This is a genomic window from Gracilibacillus pellucidus (genome assembly GCF_033949965.1).
Taxonomy (GTDB): Bacteria; Bacillota; Bacilli; order Bacillales; family Amphibacillaceae; genus Gracilibacillus; species Gracilibacillus pellucidus.
In genome coordinates, this window is sequence record NZ_JAWZSR010000003.1 from 347,922 (window position 1) to 365,391 (window position 17,470).

The following is a 17,470-nucleotide window of genomic DNA, read 5'->3' on the forward strand; positions in this document are numbered from 1 at the left end:
CGATCTAATGTTTGCAAGTAGAAACATGTTAAAATCATATCCCGGGTAGGAAATTGCTTTTTATATGTAGCACGGATATCTCTACCCTTAGCACAACATGCGATCATCGTGTTTTATGGACATAGAACCTTCGTTGTTTTCTCTCAAACATCAGAACGTGTAAATCTAGCGAAGGCAGAATACGGAGACTCCTATGGGAACAGCGCGAGCTGAAAATCCGCTTTTCAACCGCTCTTGTTGAAAAGTTAGTTGAAGCCGTGCCCATGGAAAGCGTAGTATTCTGACGTAGCGATAAGATGTCCACTAGCTATCAATCAGAATGAGTGAGCGCATTTCGTTGAGTAACTAACATGAGTCACCACTCACTCTCGCTTTTAGACTGTGTATAAAGGATGGGTCTGTAATAAATCTTTTTGCATTTTTTGTGTACAGAAAAGTGTTGTGTATATAAAAAACGACACTTGCTATAAAATATAGCAAATGCCGTTTTGGTAGGAATATAAAGATTAAAAGTCCCTTTATCACGGTGGGTGAGTCCGTAATGCGGGTTATTACAAGGAAGTAAATAGGAATAAATATACGCTAACTTCTTGATAGGGCTCACTTTATATATTTCCAGAAGTAACCGAATTTAACAGGTACTTTTTCTACTAGTTGTTTTAATTGTAGCTTTTTCATCTCTTTTTCGGCTTTATCAATTGACCAATCGTATACTACTGCGATTTCTTTTGTGCCGACAAAATCGTAGTGGGAGATGAAATCAATTAATTTCGGTTTCTTCGCAGGAAGTGGTTCTTTTTGTAACATTTGCTTTAACACTTTTACGTAAATTTCGTAAGGATAGATACCAGATATTTTTAGACCAGCATCATCTTCTGATTCATTGAAGAAGACCATTGTTGGCATGTAGTCTACATCCATTTCCTTTGTTAGCTTTACATCACATTGTAATGCTTTCTCCGATGAATGAGAGGAGAGATCTTTACGAAATTCCTCGATATCAAGATGTATTTCCTTCGCACAGGCTACTAACACTTCCTCGTTAGAAATATTTTGCTTCTCTAAAAAGGCTGCTTCCTGTAGTTTGCGTAAAAATCGCTTGCCAGCTTTTTTTCCTTGTAACTCTGCGGCTTTTATAGCAATAGAAGCAAGTAATGGGTGTTGAATCGGATTCTCAATCCAAAGGTCTCCATCACAGCTCATTCCGGTACGACTAGCTGTTTTTTCCCAAATATCTTTTAATTTACGTGGTTTTTCAAATTTATCTTTATGCAAGTTTGTTAATTGACCAGTCAAAATCGTTCGAATCGTGAAGAATCGCCCATATTCAATCGTAAGTTTCTTAATATATGGTTCCAATGACCAACATTCTGGACAGAGTGGATCGATAAATAAATATATTTCAATTGGCTTCTTTAAAACATCAATAAAGTGATAATGTGTTGTTTGGTTGCGGTCTTGAGGTTGCCAAGACCCTGCTGAGTTCCAATTCACAATGATTCTCCTTTCTCATCAGGCGTATTCATCATGTGATTGGCTGTTAATGTTAACCGATCAAACATTGCACTTCGAATTGGTTCTTCAATTTTTGCTTCTTCTAAAGCCCCTGCCATACAAGCTAACCACGCATCTCTCCGTGTTGGGGTTATAGGAAAGCGCAAATGACGCTTTCTCATCATAGGGTGCCCATGTTCTTCAATATATAGTGGTGGACCGCCAAAAAATTGAGTTAAAAATTGTTTTTGTTTTCGCGCTACTTCGGTAAAATCATCTGGGAAAATGGGAATTAGATCAGGATGTTTAGACACACGTGCATAAAAAGCCTCAACTAATTCATCAATTTTATCTTGTCCTCCAATTGCTTCATAAATGGAGCCTACTTCTTCTCTCATATTCCTCCAAACCTTTCATTTCATGTTACTTGATGTCTCTCTTTATGTTCCTATATTGTAACAGTCTTTACATAGAACTAGCAACTTATGTGTTTTTGATGATACAAAGGAGCTAAGGAGTTGACTAACATTTACTTTATATTAAGGTATAAAAACAAGCAAACCTTCTGATAAGTCTCACTTTATTGTATGATAAAATCGTTCAATTTTATTCGGTGTTTTTCGTTTTGGAATAGCCCATTGTTCCAATAGAGTGTTAAATACTTCGGTGCCATGTTCTTCACTGCTTGCTTCTAGCTCTAATTCATAATCGATATGGTTGTTATAATGGCTTTTATCAAGGACAAGTGTTGTTTGTTGATAATCGTGTTCGATGCGATATGTTTCGAGTGCACCGCCATAACGCAATTGATCAATAGGAATATTCACCTTAGTTAGTGCATGTGTGATTGGTGCTTTATCTATAATCGTTCCGTTAATAAACTGTTTAGCTTCCTTTTCTGTTATAGTACAATGTGTCTCTAACAAGCCAGGTCCATTTGGATTAGGCTGTTTTAATGTTAATTGGAATTGGTCTTTCTTTTCTCTAATGCGTAGTGCTGATTTATGTGTCTTTAACTGAAAATCAAATGTATCAAAATAATGATTTTTTTGATGGATTATTTGCTGATTACTAGAAGAGAAATGATTAATTAGTTGTTGATATTCTTCTTCTGTTAGCAGGTTTTTAAATTCAATTTCGATTTCCTGTTTGATTTTAATCACCCTTTCATTTTTTTCTATTGTGAATTATTCTTGAACAAAAAGCAAAAATTTCGATAGGAGCAATCGTTACTGCTTAGGGGTGATATGTGATAAAATATAGACAGATAATGTATACATAGGTGGTGCAAGACATGAATTGGAAAAAATTCTTAGCACCTTACTCACAGGTGGTAGAAGAATTAAAAGTTAAGTTAAAAGGAATGCGATCACAGTTTGAACATGAATCAAACCATTCGCCAATAGAGTTTGTTACGGCACGAGTAAAGCCAATATCAAGTATTAAAGAAAAAATGAAGCGAAGAAATATACATATAAATAATATTGAAGAAATGCAAGATATAGCAGGAGTTCGAGTGATGTGTCAGTTTGTTGATGATATTTATGATATCGTAGACAGGCTTCGGTCGCGAAATGACTTTGAAGTAATTGAAGAAAGAGATTATATTAATCATAAAAAGGAAAGTGGTTATCGTTCATACCACTTAATCATTGCATATCCAGTTGAATCTATTCACGGTGAGCGTAAGATTATCGCGGAAATCCAAATTCGAACGTTAGCGATGAACTTCTGGGCAACGAATGAACATTCACTAAATTATAAATATGAAGGACAAATTCCGGAAAAAGTACGTGCTAGATTAAAGCGTGCGGCAGAAGCTGCGTTTAAATTAGATGAAGAAATGGCGAAAATTAAGGATGAAATACAAGAAGCACAACGAGTATTCAAAACGAATAAGGATAATCACGATAAATAAATGGGGGAAATAGCCATGCGTTTTGCAATTCTGTCGAGAAAAGACAACAAATCAGAGGTAATCAAGTCAAGGATTAAGCAGTATTTAACTGATTTTTCGCTCGAATATGATGAAGAAAAGCCTGAGCTTGTTATTTCTGTCGGTGGTGATGGTACATTTTTAGAAGCATTTCATACGTATAAGCATCGTCTAAAAGAAACGGCATTTATTGGTGTTCATACAGGCCACTTAGGTTTTTATGCAGACTGGCTTCCTGATGAAGTGGAAAAATTAATTATTGAAATTGCCAAGAAGCCTTTTGATGTCGTAGAGTATCCGCTGATTGATGTTAAGCTTCATTCAGTCGATGAACAGACAGAGCAATTTATTGCTTTAAATGAAGTATCCGTTAAATCCATTGATAGCACAGTTGCGATGGATGTGCTTATTAAAGGATCACACTTTGAACGATTCCGTGGTGATGGGTTATGTGTATCAACACCATCAGGAAGTACGGCATACAATAAAGCGTTGGGTGGAGCAATTCTTCATCCGTCTCTTAATGCGATGCAAATTACCGAGATGGCATCGATCAATAACCGAGTATTTCGTACAATTGGCTCGCCACTAATATTGCCTAGCCATCATGTGTGTGAATTCCTACCCTTATATCATGATCGTAGTTTATTGATTACGATTGACCATCATACAGATAAGTATGACAGCATTGATAGAATTGAATGTCGTGTTTCTGATGAGAAAATTCGCTTTGCCCGTTTTCGAGCATTACCATTCTGGAAAAGAGTACATGATTCCTTTATTTCAGATGAAAGAGCTTAATGTAGTAGGTGGAAGTATTGAAATGGAAAATAGATAAGTCACATGAAGGCTTATTGTTGCGAGAATATTTAATGAGAGTAAAAGGGATATCTAGAGCGATTTTAACCTCTGTTAAATTTGATGGAGGTAAGTTGTTAGTGAATGATGAAAGTGTGACGGTCCGCTATCAATTAGTGGAAAATGATGTAGTGGAAGTCGTGTTTCCTCCTGAATCAAGGAGTGATTGGTTAAAGCCAGAAAATAAACCAATTGACATCGTTTATGAGGATGAGGATGTGCTTGTTATTAATAAGCCACCAAATCTTGCGACAATTCCGGGGTTACATCATCCAGAAAATACACTTAGCAATCGAATTATTCATTACTATAATACGAAACAAATCCCTTATACTGTCCATGTTGTTACAAGGCTTGATAGAGACACATCTGGTTTATTATTAATTGCTAAGCATCGGTATAGTCATTCCATTTTATTTCAGTATCAACAAGATGGAAAGATAAACAGAAGATATCAAGCTATTGTATCAGGCAAACTAGACAAAAAAGCGAGTATACTTGATTATCCAATAGATCGTGCGCCAGATTCCATCATCAAAAGAGAGGTGTCTCAGGTAGGAAAACGAGCTATCACACATTATCAAGTGAAACAAGAATATGAGGACGAATCTCTTGTAGAGGTGAAATTAGAAACAGGCCGAACACACCAAATTCGTGTCCATTTCTCTTACCTAGGACACCCGCTTATCGGAGATAGTCTTTATGGTGGTGATACGTCGATTCTCAAGCGTCAAGCATTACATTGCCATAAGCTGGCGTTTGAACATCCTATCACCAAGGAAAAACTCGCATTTGAAATTCCGTTAGCAGAGGATATAAACGTAAGCATAAAAAAGTCTTCGAGTAGTTGACACTACTCGAAGACTTTTTGTCGTTCATATAAAGTGAGACTTCGATCAGTGGGAGTTTTACGGACCCATGCACCGTGATAAAGTGAAAGTGGGTATCGCTAAAGTACTAATAACTAAATTTCTCTTCCACAAAAGGCATTGTTGATGGAACACTGGTGATTTCTTTCTCAGGAAAGCGAAAAGCGGTTAGTTTATTACCAAAGACACATCCTGTATCAATATTGACGGTATTATGAATGAAACGAGGCTCTAATACAGGGGTATGTCCATAAACAATCCATTTATCTCCATGATAATTCTGTGCCCAATCACGGCGAATTGGTCTTCCGTCAGGATGCTTTTCGCCAGAAATATCACCATATAAAACAAATGTTTTTACTTTCTTATCATGTCGACCGATGTACTTTTCTGGAATACCAGCATGTGCAATCACTAGTTGTAATGGATCAAGCTCGAGGTATAGTGGAGCTTTTTCATAAAGTGTCATCATCATTTCTTTTATTTCCGTTTTTTCTTTATCTGTTAGTTGTTCGTATTCAGCAACAGTTGTTTCTAAACCGTGTTGTTGTTTTACATTGTTACCCAAGAAAAAACGGTATAACTTGTTGCAATGATTACCTGGAACATAGTAGGCTATTTGCTGCTCGATCACAAGCTGATAAACTAAGCGTATAACATCGAGTGATTGTGGACCACGGTCTGTTAAGTCACCGACAAATGCTATTTTTCGATTCTCAGGATGAAGGAACTTGTCGTGTTGTTCTTGATAGCCTAATTTCTTTAATAATAACTGAAGCTCCTCAAAACAGCCATGCACATCGCCAATAATATCTAATTTCATCTCGTTAACTCCTAGTATTCATATTTTCATCTTACTCCGTTATCTTTAGTGTAATACAAAATACATAAATAATCAGTGAAAGTTACGATTCTTTCCCGATATATGTTATTATTTTAACAGTAGAGGAGGGATTGCTTATGGAGCATTTAGAACAACACGAACGAATGGAAATGTGGGAGAAAATTGAACAGGCATTGGTTAATGAACAGATTGATCAATTTCGTGCAGAATTTTTAGAGTTGCACCCATATGACCAAGCAAAAATCTTTGAAGAACAAGAGGAACAAATTCGCTTTTTAATTTACTCTTATCTGTCACCAGAAGAAATGGCAGATGTGATTGAGCAAGTGGATGAAGATTTAGTTACTGACTTTATAACTGAAATGGTACCAGGTTTTGCTGCGAAAATTTTGGAGCATATGTCAACAGATGATGCTGTCGATTTATTAAATGAATTAGATAAGAATAAAGTGGCAAGTTTTTTAACGATAATGGACAAGAAATCGTCGGCTGAAATAAAAGAATTGCTTCATTATGAAGAGAAAACAGCTGGTAGTATTATGACGACAGAATATGTAGTCATAACGACTAAAATGACGGTGAAAGATGCTATGAGGCATTTAAGAAAAGAAGCACCTGATGCCGAGACGATTTATTATATTTATGTTGTCGATTCCTTTAAAAAGCTTGTCGGTGTTATTTCACTAAGAGATTTAATTATCGCAGAAGGTGACTGGCTTATTCAAGATGTAATGAGTGATCGAGTCGTATCTGTACCTGTTGGGGAGGATCAAGAAGACATTGCTAAGATGATGCGTGACTATGACTTCCTTGCGCTCCCAGTAATTGATTTCCAAGAACATCTGTTAGGTATTATCACTGTTGATGATATTATGGATGTTATGGAAGAAGAAGCAAGTGATGATTACTCTAAATTAGCTGGTATTTCAGATGTGGAATCAAGTGGTAGTACTGCTCTTGCCTCTGCGAAAAAAAGGTTACCTTGGTTAATATTATTACTGTATTTAGGAATGATAACAGCAAGTGTTATCCAGCGATTCCAAGATTCTTTAGAAGAAGTAGCAGTACTTGCTATTTTTATCCCAGTAATTGGTGGTATGGCTGGTAATACAGGTACGCAAGCTCTAGCTGTCGCTGTTAGAAGTATTTCAACAGGTGAGAGTGAGAAGAGAGGGAAAGTATCACTTATTTGGAATGAAACAAAAACAGGTTTGCTTACAGGTGTGACATGCGGTGTACTGATTACACTTACTGTTATGCTTTGGCAACAAAATATTTATCTAGGGCTATTAGTTGGTGTAGCAATTATGGCTACATTATTGGTTGCTACGGTATCTGGTGCAATCATTCCACTTATTATGCACCGATTAAACATTGATCCAGCGGTAGCTTCGGGGCCGTTTATTACAACATTGAATGATTTAATTTCTACAGTGATTTATTTTGGCTTAGCAACAACATTTTTAAGTTATCTTGTGTAAGGGAGTGTTAAGGTGCAAAAAGTGATTCTTTTCGATGGTGTCTGTAATTTGTGTAGTAGTAGTGTGCAGTTTATCATCAAACGTGATCCAACAGGTACCTTTCAATTTGCTTCCTTGCAAAGTGAAGTAGCTCAACAATTACTTCAAGAGCGACACATTTCAACTCATTTAGATACTATCATCTTGATTGAAGGTGAGCGGGTGTATACAAAATCAACGGCTGTCTTAAAAATCGCAGGACAGCTGCAAGGTGCATATAAACTCTTTGCCATTTTTCGCATTGTTCCACGACCAATTCGTGATGTTGTATATCAATTCATCGCAAAAAAACGTTATCGTTGGTTTGGCAAACAAGAGCAATGTATGGTACCATCCCCCGATATAAGACAACGATTTTTAGATAACTAAAAAGGCTATCTCTCACGAGATAGCCTTTTTATATGTTAATTATTATTTTCACGTTTTCTTCTCTTCAATGTATAAAGTCGAGCTTCTTCTCTGAATGCTTTACTAATGGATATGATAACCATGATCATGATAATCGCAAACGGGAATGCCACTAAAATCGAGGCAGTCTGTAATGCTTTTAAACCACCTTGCCATAATAACACAGCAGCAATACCTGACTGTATAACTCCCCAAATAACTTTAATTTTTATATTAGGGTTTAATTGTCCATTTGTCGTTTGCATTCCAAGCACAAAGGTTGCAGAATCTGCAGACGTGATAAAGAATGTACTAATCAATAGTACTGCTAACACGGACATTACGGTACTTAAAGGGAAACTATCTAATACAGTGAATAAGGCTACTTCTGTACCTGATTGTTGCATGATATTATACACATCTAAGCCTTCGTTCATTTCTAAATGAATAGCAGATCCGCCAAATACACTAAACCATAGTGCACCAAATATTGTTGGCACTAATAGAACACCAATGACAAATTCTCTAACTGTTCGTCCACGAGATATTCTCGCAATAAATGTACCAACGAATGGAGACCAAGCAATCCACCATGCCCAATAGAAAATAGTCCAGTCCTCAAGCCAATGAGCATTATCATCATTAAATGGTGCCATGCGGAAGCTCATTTCTGGTAAATTGGAAATGTAGGACCCTAATGTAGTCGTGAAGAAGTTCATAATAAAGTTAGTCGGTCCAGTGAATAGAAGGAATAACATTAATAAAAAGGCAACGATAATATTTGAAGTACTTAAATACTTGATACCCTTTTTTAATCCTGTTAGGGCTGATAACATAAACAACACGGTTACAACTCCGATAATAATTAGTTGTGTTTGTACAGTGTTAGGAATACTACCAGTAATAAATTCTAGCCCACTACCAATTTGTTGAGCGCCAAGTCCTAGAGATGTTGCAACACCGAAAACAGTAGCAAATACGGCAATTACATTAATCAATGTTCCGTATCCACCATTCATTCTATCTCCATAAAGTGGTTTTAATGTACTACTAATTAAACCAGGTTCCTCTTTTCTAAATTGAAAATAGGCGAGCGCCATTGCTAATGTTGCATATACTGCCCATGGGTGGAAACCCCAATGGAAGAAACTGTGTTGCATCGCTATTTGTGCTGCATCTGCGTCAGAATTTGGTGTGAACGGAGGAGAGTGCATATGTGAGATAGGTTCTGCTGCCCCCCAAAATACTAGTCCAATTCCCATTCCTGCACTAAATAACATACCAAACCATGTTATATAATTAAACTCCGGTTTATCTCCATCTTTTCCTAATACAATATTACCGTATTTGGAAACAATCAAGAATATAGCAAAAATAACGAACGCGGTTGTAACTAATAAATAAAACCAACCGAATCTTGTTACGAGAAATCCTTGAATCAAGGAGGTTACATTATCTAAATTCCAATTTGCTAAGATGCTATCAGGAATTACGCCCCAAATAATAAATATAAGAGAGATCGCAATAGATATGTAAAATACTTTTGTCGCTTTCTTCATCAAAACATCCTTTCAAGTTGTTTTTTTACTATGACGAAAAAGTGCTCAACTTATTATACCCTATTAGGAGAAAAATATTCAAATTTCCACATAACGAGTCGAATTGTATCAAATTTTGTGTGTACACTTCAAGTGATAACAGAGGAAAACAGAAAAAAAGCTCTTCCGGATGGTAAATACCGGAAGAGCTGTAGGTTAAAATAATGAGACAGCTGGTAAACAAGTAATTGCACAGAAACAATTTAAGTCAACGGTAATACAGATACCTGTACGTGATAAATCATCAACTTTTTCGTTGTTTAATTGTTCGCAAGGATCACCACAAGCTTTGTCATCGTCATCGAATACAAGTAATTCTAGAATTGCACAGCACTCATCTTCGTCTACTTCATTTACGCGGAAGATAAAGCTACTAAAGCATTCAAAGCGACCATCACGGATTTCTGCTCCAAAACCTTTGAATGGTTTCCCTTTTTTATCGTATAAGATAAATGGAACTGTATCTAAACCATTCCCTCTCACAGGGGATACCAAATCCTGGATGGACCGTGCGCAGCTTACATCACATTCCATTTCTACAACGTTCTCTTGCGCATCTGCAATCGCTCTGACAACGTCACACACACAATTTTCACTACTGATGTCTACTACATCATCTCGGCAATCATCTTTTCTACCCATATAATCATTCCTCCAATTTTAAACTATTCATTAACACTAATAATCTATGTAGTAATGACGTATGTGTATGGACGTTTATCATGAATTCTAAATAAATAACATGAAACTTTCACCAACAATAGGCTAATAACATATGCTGGTTTTATAAAGGGAGAATTCAATCAGTGAGTGAGAGTATTGCGGATGCTTAAGACGTGAAAAATGAACCTTTACCGTAACAGCAAAGATATGAATGGTGAAAGGTAAAGAAGGAGGATATATAGATGGACTCTGTTAATGAAAAGAAATATATTCCGAAGCTTTATATCGCGCAACCGAAAATAGCTGAACCATCTCGAGTCATGCAATCACATTATCATTCAACAACAGATCAGGAGGCAGAAGAACAAACCGATAAATATGTTGAAGAGAAAAATGAGGAAAAGAAAAAAGTAATGGATATGACAATGGAAGAAAAGGTGCGGTATTTCGCTAATATGCCGTTTCATGCACCAAGAGTAAAATGCCAAGTAGTTACAGATAAAAAAACATATATAGGAATAATTGTAGATGAAGACGAAGGGAAAGTAGTGATGAGGGTTGCAAGTAGAAATCAACCAGTAGTCATTCCTTTGAGACGAATTACCGAGATCAATCTGGTGGGGTTCTAATAGCATATATTTATGGAGAGGAGTAAAAATTAAATGTCAGAAAAAAAGAAAGTAATTTATGTAAAGGATTTAGTTATTAAAGCGGATAATGTAAGGATTGAACCAAATCGCCGTCATGACCATTTCTTTGGTCCAAGAGGAATGGAACAAGAAGAACAAGAACTGGACAGTATAGAAGAGGTAGAAGAAAAGAAAGACGATAGAGACGAACGTCCACCGTTTTCATGGGTTTAATCTAAGCAAGACCGTCATAAAGAAGTTTTAGTGAACGAAAATATGGGTATAGATTATAAAGGGAAAGCATGAAGGGAGAGGGAAAGTATGGGTTATATCATACCAGTTGAACATTATCAGTATCAGCAATACCATAATCGTGTACAGCGGTCTACACAAGATCCATTTCCAATAGAGAGGCTTTACCCAATCCAGTTAGGCATGCATGACCGTAAAATGAAAACAAAAGAATCCTTTAAAAAAAGAAAGATGACTTCATCAATAAAAAGCCAACCATCTGAACTAGTCGTGCATGATACTGCTTATGCGGGCGTAACGGGTAAAGGGAAACATTTTGAAGCATCTGTTTAATAACTGTTCATGGGATAATCATATATCTCATGAACAGGTTGCTTTCTTTTAATAGCCTTGTACAAAAAGATTTTTATCTTTTTCGTATTCTGCGTAAAAGACCTCTTGAAAGTTATTTATTTCTTGTTTTTGCAACTCCTCTTTTAGCCATTCTTCATCTTTACCGATCTCATAAAGACTATCCCAAATAATCTCTCCATCGTTGATTAGCATAAATGGTAGTGTGACATTCTCGGGTGCAAGATTAAAATCATGTCGATTTGGCATTTGATAATTTGTTTTTTTCATAACAGAAACGGTTCCGTCTGTCTCAAGAATCGCATAATCAACTTCTCTAATGGAAAAAGCATCTTTAGAACGTAATAAGTGTAAAAGTTGATTGATGTCTAGTTTTGCTTTTTTCATTTCTTTCCATTGGAGTTTCCCTTTATGAATAACAATAGAGGGTTTTCCTTCTAAGAGGGCTCTTGTTCCTTTGAATTTCTGTGTGATTTGTTCTGTTAAGTAAAGTAACCCACCCCACAAGAGAACAGCAAATGCAATATCACTAACCCCGACTTCATTGTCGTAAAGAGCATTACCGACTAATTCTCCAAGGATCAGTGCAGAAATAAAATCAAAGGCAGTAAGCTGTTTGATTTGCGTTTTTCCTAAAATTTTTGCCACGATAAATAGCATAAAAAAACCGAATAGTGTTTCAACAAAAATCGAACCGAAATGCACGATATTCCACCTACCTTCATCAATATTTATGTATTACTAATAAGAATAGGATGTCTCGAATAGCGGCAGAACATACATAAAGTGAGACTTCAATCAAGGTGGGATTGTATCGTGATAAATAAAACAGACCTTGCTCTTGTCTATAAAACAGTGAGCAAAGTCTGTTCGTTTAAAATATTTTTGTCATCGTAACATGTGGTATACCCGCATCCATAAATTCACCTGAGACTGTTTGGTAACCAAGCGATTGGTAGAATGCTTCGGCATGTGTTTGAGCGTTCAGTTTAGCTTTTTGCATCCCTTTTTCTTTAGCGGCTTCCTCCATAAATAACAGGATATCACGTCCATATCCTTTTTTACGCTCGCTTTTGGCAATACAGATTCGTTCCATTTTAGCGTAACCATCAACAAAGCGCATTCTACTTGCTGCTACGGGCTGACCATTTTCGTATCCGATAAAATGCACTGCTTCATTTTCTAATTCATCAATTTCTAATTCTTTTGGTACGCCTTGTTCTTCGACAAATACATCAAAGCGTACTTTATAAGCATCTTGTAATTCTTGTTCATTATTCACTTGTTGTAAGTCCATTATGATTTCCCCTTACCCTAACATTTTCTTTAATAAGTCTGGTAATTCTTGCTGCCAATATTTCCATGTATGGTTACCATCAAATTCATGATAGTGATAAACTCTTACATTTCCTGTTAATTGATTATGTAGTGTACGATTTGGCGTTAGAAAGTCACCAGATTGTCCATTTGTCATATCTACGTTTGTTTCCTCTTTACCTATGGAGTGGGCAATTTCTAAATTGGTGAATTTTTCTGCGTGTTGCGCTAGTTGCAAAACCGTTTCATCAACAAATGGTGATTGCATAATCACTGTATCGAATGTATGAGGATATTGTGTAGCCAACATAAAAGCTAATGTGCCTGCTAATGAATCACCCATTGTTATTCGTTTAACTGGTGTAATATGTAAATGGTTTTCTACATGTGGAATCGCTTCATTAATTAGGAAAGAAATATATTGATTATGCTGTTCTCCACCAGGGTAATATTTTTTCCAGCGATCGTGTCTACTTTGATAATGAATACCAATGAAAATAGTAGATTCTATTGCTAATTCATCATGTAGTTGGTCGGTTAAAGTAGCAATTCGCCCCATTCTGAAATAATCATCACCATCATTCATCAAACATAGTTGATAATCCTTGAATGGTGTAAATCCTTCTGGTAAATACCATTTTACCTTGATGCGTTCACCTAAATAGTTACTTTGAATGATTGTATCTTCCATTTTACCGTTTCGTCCCACTAACATTCCCCCCTTGATTAGTTTATCACGTTGTCAATTACCCGTAAAACCTTGTGCAATGATGAATGATTGTATGAGATTATGGAAAGCTAAGTGTAAAAAGGGAGTGTGTAAATATGAAAAGGACTATTGTGTTGTTTATTTTATGTATGATGATTGCATTTCCAGTATTTGCTGATAACCAAGCAGCACTTGTGACAGATGAGATTTATAAGGATATCGAAGCATTGAAATATCCATACGTTTCGGAAATAGAGAAAGAGAAAGTCGCAGATAAGATTAATCAAACATTTGAAATGTATATCGAAAAAGCTTATCTAGCATATGAAGAAAATGTTCAATTAGGGGAAAAGTTAGATTTCCCTGCGGAGTATATGACAGATTATCAGCTAAAGTACAATAAAAATCCATATTTGAGTATTTTAACAAGTAATTATATATATAGTGGTGGAGCACATGGTAATACGTTCATTGAATCCTTTAATTTTAATGTTAAGGATGGTAAACGAATCTATTTAACGAATATTTTAAAGGAGAAAGAACAAATCGAGGTAGTTCGTGACCATGTATGGGAATACGCTACAGAGAGGCCAGATATTTTTTATCCAGATTTAAAGAAGGAAGATATTCATTTGACAAAGGATACTGCTTTTTACTTTACGGATGAAGGAATAACACTTGTTTTTCAACAATATGAAATAGCGCCATATGTATCAGGTAATCAAGAAATTGAAGTGCCGAGTGAACTATATGAGTAATGAGACTAACCACAGTGACAAAATCACTGTGGTTAGTTGTGACCATATTAAAATAAAGAAATTGCTGGTAAACAAGAAATAGCGCAGAAACAGCTTAGATCCACTGTGATACAAATGCCAGTTCTTTCGATATTTTGTACGTTTTCGCCATCTAATTGTTCACAAGGACTCTTACATACCGAATCACTTTCAGTAGTTAATAATTCCAATGTAACACAAGAATCTTTAACGCTTGTTACACGGAAAATAAAGCTTTCTACACAGTTTAATTGCGTTGTCCCTTGTACACCTACACCTTTGAAAGGATTACCTTTCTTATCGAATAAAATAAACGGAACTGTATCATAACCGTTTCCAGTAGTAGGAGATACTAAATCTTGAATAGAGCGATGACAGCTAATATCACACTGATTATCTAGTGCGTCATCTTGAGCGTCTAATATTGATTTAACCACTTCTTCTACACATGAATGTTTTGAACACATACATTATTCACTCCTCTTGAGACTTTATATTATTAACGTGAAATGTTAACAATACAATGTATGTGAGGTATGATAAGTTGTATAGATAAGTAGCTTGGTGTATTAACACAAAAAACACCTTGATGTATAAAAGGAACGATACATCAAGGTGTTTTGATAATATTAATATTCAACTGTAGAAGTTGTATTATCTTCTAAAGGTAGTTCTAATTCTTGGCGTAATTGATTTGCTAATTCGTCAATACTGTTTGGATCAGGGTTGAAATACCAAATACCATTAATTACTTCGTCTTGCCCACCGACTTCAAATGTTTCAATATTTGACGTGTCGATGGAAGAATACGTTTGTTGCATATGGAATATTTCGCTTGGACTAAAACTAGTTGAAACGTTTTGCCCTAAAATGTTAGAGATCTCTCCAACTTTGAATAATGTATTGGTTGAAATAGCTTGATCAATTGTCGATTCAATAAATTGGCGTTGACGTTCTTCACGAGAATAGTTTGCATTAGCAGCTTGTTTTCTCATACGAACGAAGGCTAGAGCCTCTTCACCGTTCAATTTACTTACACCTTGCTCAAAGTGTACTTTCTCACCGGGAACATAGAAGTTCTTTTCCCAGAAGGGTTCTTTGATATCAATAGAAACACCACCAAGTGCATCGACAATATCACGGAAACCATCGAAATTAACTGCTACATATTCATCAATAGGAATACCGAGTAAATCTTCCACCTTTTCTACTTGAAGCTTCACTTCGCCATAATCTGTAATTGAACCGTACGTATATGCAGCATTTAATTTGTGCGTACCTGCATATTGACCTGCTTCTTCTTCCGTAAACTCTGTTATCGTATCACGCGGTATAGTTGTCATTGTCATTTTGTTTGTATGTGGATTTAATGTTGCTAAAATTTGTGTATCCGCACGACCATTTTGTCCGTCAGTTTCATAGTCTTCTATCCCCATTAATAGAATCGAAATAGGATCCTTTGTAATAGCGACATCTGTTTCTCTCAATTCAGATTTTCCATTAGGACGATCGATTTCATCATATGCCTCGTTAGTTGCTTGATATACGTTTCCTATAAAATAAATACTATAGGATACAACGGCAACAATTACCAACAACAAAGTCCACAGTAGGCCTTTTTTCCAACGGCTAGTTTTTTTTCTATCACTTCTTCTTTTTGCGCTCAAAGTAACTACCTCACTTTTACGTCTAGTATTCTATTAGAAATAGTTTCATTTCTTATAATTAGTATGGAAGTCTCATATTATCGAATATAGTCGATTTACTATTTTTATGAAACACCAATTAACAAGTTACATCTATTTTCGCATCTAGTCAACCTAATTAGGCAATATTTTTTATTACATTTTGATGTCAGAGTGCCTGTTATTGTTAAAGAATCCTTGGTGAATAATACATGCTGGGGTTTCGGGATGGGACATTTTTCTAGTGGAAAATACGAAGATTGTAGAATTCGAAGGTGTGATATGGATCATAATAAGTATAATGCAGAAAAGGAGGGATAGCAATGGCAAAACAACGAAAGAAGGAAAAACCTAACTATGCTCCTACTAATCCTGAAAAGAATATTCCAAATGAACAAAAAAGAGGAAAAGGTAAATCTCCTTCACGAGGGAATCCCTTGTAAAAATACTGGGTCATAATTAAATAGGAGAAGAATCCGAACAATTATAAGTTAAGCGTAGGCAAAACTTACAGATTCCTGCTGGAACAGCACGAAACAAAGGTTTACTGTGTGACACGTTTGACTGAAGCGATATGTATAATCGTGCCTTTATGTTCGGATTTTTCCTATCTAATTGCTCTTAAGTATAGTCTTTCCACATTTTTATTCACTCCAGCGTTTAGGACTCCATATCGTTCCTTCCATTTCGCCTTCCATTTGGTCAATCCGTTTGGCTTGTTCGGTTAACATATCTTGGCAGGCTTTAATCAACGTTCGTTCATAATAATCATCTGTTGTTTGTAAAGCCTGATTTAACTGTTCTAAGATCCATTCATTCTCATTCATTATAACCCCTCCTAGTCGAGAAACATATCATCTAAAACCATTTTTAATTCATCCATTTTATCTCGATTTGTTTGAATTTGATCAATAGCAAAGCGCAATGTATTTGGAGCAGCAGATGTATTTTGTGTCTTTTCAAGTTGATCGATTAACCATTTTTCACGATTAGCTAAACTTTTCTCTTTATCCATCATCAACATTTGCCAATATTGAATTAAGTAATCCATCTTCTGTTCCTCCTCTAAATAAAAGAATTGGAAAATAGACAGTGGTCGCAGATAGGTCATTCCTAGTTTATTAGCCATTGCTTGAAAAGGTTTCGTTAACTCACTAATAGTAAAAAGCTCTTCGCCACCTGCTTGATATTCTCTTTCGGCAACACCAATCATCATCACTAAACCAAATTCTTTCCCATCTAGTGGTTTTTTTCTTGTACCATAGCCGAACCCTTCTCCTAAGACTTCATCCTGCCATTTTTTTAAAAGAGGAGTAGCGCTATACCAGTAAAATGGGAACTGGAAGATAATTCGGTCATGTTTACTTAATAATTGTTGTTCTTTGGCAATGTCGATTTTTTCATCTGGGTATTGTTCTTCCAAATGATGAATCGTGATGTTTTCTTCATTTTTAATAGCGTTTAAAAAATATTGTTGACTACCTGAATCAATAATATCTGGGTGAGATACAATCAAAAGTGTCTGCATTATTTTCTCCTTTAGACAAATATAATAAAAAAATTTAAAATTAGTCGCTCCTAA

Annotated in this window: 22 protein-coding genes; 9 read left to right on the forward strand and 13 right to left on the reverse strand. The window is 35.8% G+C overall.

Annotated elements, in window-relative coordinates; all coding sequences use genetic code 11:
• Positions 1–600: 600 nt before the first annotated feature.
• The 3 genes from SH601_RS07320 to SH601_RS07330 all read right to left on the reverse strand — a co-directional run bounded on the left by SH601_RS07320 (position 601) and on the right by SH601_RS07330 (position 2,657).
• Positions 601–1,494, reverse strand: a complete 894-nt coding sequence (locus SH601_RS07320; protein ID WP_319957621.1) for a ClpXP adapter SpxH family protein — start codon at positions 1,492–1,494, stop codon at positions 601–603.
• A complete protein-coding gene (locus tag SH601_RS07325) occupies positions 1,491–1,892 on the reverse strand; it encodes a globin domain-containing protein (RefSeq protein ID WP_319957622.1) in 402 nt (133 codons plus the stop codon). The genes SH601_RS07320 and SH601_RS07325 overlap by 4 nt, the downstream gene beginning before the upstream one ends.
• 177 nt (positions 1,893–2,069) lie before the next feature.
• The gene (locus SH601_RS07330; RefSeq protein ID WP_319957623.1) at positions 2,070–2,657 is read right to left on the reverse strand and encodes a CYTH domain-containing protein; all 588 of its coding nucleotides are present in this window, start codon (positions 2,655–2,657) and stop codon (positions 2,070–2,072) included.
• Positions 2,658–2,788: 131 nt separating this feature from the next.
• Here SH601_RS07330 and yjbM point away from each other — a divergent pair, with 131 nt between their 5' ends.
• From yjbM to SH601_RS07345, 3 genes are read left to right on the forward strand one after another with little or no spacing between them, the layout of a single operon-like run.
• Positions 2,789–3,412 carry a GTP diphosphokinase gene (gene yjbM, locus SH601_RS07335; RefSeq protein WP_319957624.1) on the forward strand — a complete coding sequence of 208 codons (624 nt, stop codon included), beginning with the start codon at positions 2,789–2,791 and terminating at the stop codon, positions 3,410–3,412.
• A gap of 15 nt (positions 3,413–3,427) precedes the next feature.
• The gene (locus tag SH601_RS07340; protein WP_319957625.1) at positions 3,428–4,231 is read left to right on the forward strand and encodes an NAD kinase; all 804 of its coding nucleotides are present in this window, start codon (positions 3,428–3,430) and stop codon (positions 4,229–4,231) included.
• 8 nt (positions 4,232–4,239) lie between these two features.
• The gene (locus SH601_RS07345) at positions 4,240–5,139 is read left to right on the forward strand and encodes an RluA family pseudouridine synthase (protein ID WP_319957626.1); all 900 of its coding nucleotides are present in this window, start codon (positions 4,240–4,242) and stop codon (positions 5,137–5,139) included.
• A gap of 106 nt (positions 5,140–5,245) precedes the next feature.
• On the opposite strand, the gene prpE is transcribed toward SH601_RS07345, so the two are convergent.
• Complete coding sequence (prpE, locus tag SH601_RS07350; RefSeq protein WP_319957627.1) at positions 5,246–5,980, reverse strand: bis(5'-nucleosyl)-tetraphosphatase PrpE; 735 nt, start codon at positions 5,978–5,980, stop codon at positions 5,246–5,248.
• A gap of 137 nt (positions 5,981–6,117) precedes the next feature.
• Between prpE and mgtE the strand changes: the two genes are divergently transcribed.
• The gene (gene mgtE, locus SH601_RS07355; protein ID WP_319957628.1) at positions 6,118–7,482 is read left to right on the forward strand and encodes a magnesium transporter; all 1,365 of its coding nucleotides are present in this window, start codon (positions 6,118–6,120) and stop codon (positions 7,480–7,482) included.
• A 12-nt stretch (positions 7,483–7,494) separates the two neighbouring features.
• Positions 7,495–7,890 (forward strand): thiol-disulfide oxidoreductase DCC family protein, encoded by a 396-nt coding sequence (locus SH601_RS07360; RefSeq protein WP_319957629.1) that lies wholly within the window; start codon positions 7,495–7,497, stop codon positions 7,888–7,890.
• A gap of 35 nt (positions 7,891–7,925) precedes the next feature.
• Here the strand turns inward: SH601_RS07360 and SH601_RS07365 are convergent, their stop codons facing one another.
• Together SH601_RS07365 and SH601_RS07370 are read right to left on the reverse strand one after the other, a co-directional pair.
• A complete protein-coding gene (locus SH601_RS07365; RefSeq protein ID WP_319957630.1) occupies positions 7,926–9,467 on the reverse strand; it encodes a glycine betaine uptake BCCT transporter in 1,542 nt (513 codons plus the stop codon).
• A 195-nt stretch (positions 9,468–9,662) separates the two neighbouring features.
• A complete protein-coding gene (locus SH601_RS07370) occupies positions 9,663–10,148 on the reverse strand; it encodes a CotY/CotZ family spore coat protein (RefSeq protein WP_319957631.1) in 486 nt (161 codons plus the stop codon).
• Positions 10,149–10,411: 263 nt separating this feature from the next.
• On the opposite strand from SH601_RS07370, the gene SH601_RS07375 reads away from it, so the two are divergent.
• The 3 genes from SH601_RS07375 to SH601_RS07385 all read left to right on the forward strand — a co-directional run bounded on the left by SH601_RS07375 (position 10,412) and on the right by SH601_RS07385 (position 11,383).
• Positions 10,412–10,798, forward strand: a complete 387-nt coding sequence (locus tag SH601_RS07375; protein ID WP_319957632.1) for a CotO family spore coat protein — start codon at positions 10,412–10,414, stop codon at positions 10,796–10,798.
• Positions 10,799–10,831: 33 nt separating this feature from the next.
• Positions 10,832–11,032, forward strand: a complete 201-nt coding sequence (locus tag SH601_RS07380; protein ID WP_319957633.1) for a hypothetical protein — start codon at positions 10,832–10,834, stop codon at positions 11,030–11,032.
• Positions 11,033–11,119: 87 nt separating this feature from the next.
• A complete protein-coding gene (locus SH601_RS07385; RefSeq protein ID WP_319957634.1) occupies positions 11,120–11,383 on the forward strand; it encodes a hypothetical protein in 264 nt (87 codons plus the stop codon).
• 48 nt (positions 11,384–11,431) lie between these two features.
• Here SH601_RS07385 and SH601_RS07390 read toward each other — a convergent pair whose 3' ends face one another.
• The 3 genes from SH601_RS07390 to SH601_RS07400 all read right to left on the reverse strand — a co-directional run bounded on the left by SH601_RS07390 (position 11,432) and on the right by SH601_RS07400 (position 13,427).
• On the reverse strand, positions 11,432–12,106 hold the full coding sequence (locus SH601_RS07390; protein WP_319957635.1) for a DUF421 domain-containing protein: 675 nt from the start codon (positions 12,104–12,106) through the stop codon (positions 11,432–11,434).
• 169 nt (positions 12,107–12,275) lie between these two features.
• On the reverse strand, positions 12,276–12,698 hold the full coding sequence (locus SH601_RS07395; protein WP_319957636.1) for a GNAT family N-acetyltransferase: 423 nt from the start codon (positions 12,696–12,698) through the stop codon (positions 12,276–12,278).
• Between the two features lie 12 nt (positions 12,699–12,710).
• Complete coding sequence (locus tag SH601_RS07400; RefSeq protein WP_319957637.1) at positions 12,711–13,427, reverse strand: alpha/beta hydrolase; 717 nt, start codon at positions 13,425–13,427, stop codon at positions 12,711–12,713.
• A gap of 116 nt (positions 13,428–13,543) precedes the next feature.
• Here SH601_RS07400 and SH601_RS07405 point away from each other — a divergent pair, with 116 nt between their 5' ends.
• Positions 13,544–14,185: a DUF3298 and DUF4163 domain-containing protein gene (locus tag SH601_RS07405; protein ID WP_319957638.1), complete on the forward strand. Its 642-nt coding sequence runs from the start codon at positions 13,544–13,546 to the stop codon at positions 14,183–14,185.
• A 47-nt stretch (positions 14,186–14,232) separates the two neighbouring features.
• Here SH601_RS07405 and SH601_RS07410 read toward each other — a convergent pair whose 3' ends face one another.
• The 4 genes from SH601_RS07410 to SH601_RS07425 all read right to left on the reverse strand — a co-directional run bounded on the left by SH601_RS07410 (position 14,233) and on the right by SH601_RS07425 (position 17,416).
• A complete protein-coding gene (locus SH601_RS07410; protein WP_319957639.1) occupies positions 14,233–14,670 on the reverse strand; it encodes a CotY/CotZ family spore coat protein in 438 nt (145 codons plus the stop codon).
• A 162-nt stretch (positions 14,671–14,832) separates the two neighbouring features.
• A complete protein-coding gene (locus SH601_RS07415; RefSeq protein ID WP_319957640.1) occupies positions 14,833–15,870 on the reverse strand; it encodes an LCP family protein in 1,038 nt (345 codons plus the stop codon).
• Positions 15,871–16,532: 662 nt separating this feature from the next.
• On the reverse strand, positions 16,533–16,715 hold the full coding sequence (locus tag SH601_RS07420; RefSeq protein WP_319957641.1) for a hypothetical protein: 183 nt from the start codon (positions 16,713–16,715) through the stop codon (positions 16,533–16,535).
• An 11-nt stretch (positions 16,716–16,726) separates the two neighbouring features.
• Positions 16,727–17,416: an NAD(P)H-dependent oxidoreductase gene (locus SH601_RS07425; RefSeq protein ID WP_319957642.1), complete on the reverse strand. Its 690-nt coding sequence runs from the start codon at positions 17,414–17,416 to the stop codon at positions 16,727–16,729.
• Between the last annotated feature and the right edge of the window lie 54 nt (positions 17,417–17,470).

Coding starts and splice junctions, on each gene's coding strand:
- SH601_RS07325 (WP_319957622.1), bottom strand. CDS start 1,892: ATGAGAGAAGAAGTAGGCTCCATTTATGAAGCAATTGGAGGACAAGAT.
- yjbM (WP_319957624.1), top strand. CDS start 2,789: ATGAATTGGAAAAAATTCTTAGCACCTTACTCACAGGTGGTAGAAGAA.
- SH601_RS07340 (WP_319957625.1), top strand. CDS start 3,428: ATGCGTTTTGCAATTCTGTCGAGAAAAGACAACAAATCAGAGGTAATC.
- prpE (WP_319957627.1), bottom strand. CDS start 5,980: ATGAAATTAGATATTATTGGCGATGTGCATGGCTGTTTTGAGGAGCTT.
- mgtE (WP_319957628.1), top strand. CDS start 6,118: ATGGAGCATTTAGAACAACACGAACGAATGGAAATGTGGGAGAAAATT.
- SH601_RS07365 (WP_319957630.1), bottom strand. CDS start 9,467: ATGAAGAAAGCGACAAAAGTATTTTACATATCTATTGCGATCTCTCTT.
- SH601_RS07370 (WP_319957631.1), bottom strand. CDS start 10,148: ATGGGTAGAAAAGATGATTGCCGAGATGATGTAGTAGACATCAGTAGT.
- SH601_RS07375 (WP_319957632.1), top strand. CDS start 10,412: ATGGACTCTGTTAATGAAAAGAAATATATTCCGAAGCTTTATATCGCG.
- SH601_RS07380 (WP_319957633.1), top strand. CDS start 10,832: ATGTCAGAAAAAAAGAAAGTAATTTATGTAAAGGATTTAGTTATTAAA.
- SH601_RS07385 (WP_319957634.1), top strand. CDS start 11,120: ATGGGTTATATCATACCAGTTGAACATTATCAGTATCAGCAATACCAT.
- SH601_RS07395 (WP_319957636.1), bottom strand. CDS start 12,698: ATGGACTTACAACAAGTGAATAATGAACAAGAATTACAAGATGCTTAT.
- SH601_RS07405 (WP_319957638.1), top strand. CDS start 13,544: ATGAAAAGGACTATTGTGTTGTTTATTTTATGTATGATGATTGCATTT.
- SH601_RS07410 (WP_319957639.1), bottom strand. CDS start 14,670: ATGTGTTCAAAACATTCATGTGTAGAAGAAGTGGTTAAATCAATATTA.
- SH601_RS07420 (WP_319957641.1), bottom strand. CDS start 16,715: ATGAATGAGAATGAATGGATCTTAGAACAGTTAAATCAGGCTTTACAA.
- SH601_RS07425 (WP_319957642.1), bottom strand. CDS start 17,416: ATGCAGACACTTTTGATTGTATCTCACCCAGATATTATTGATTCAGGT.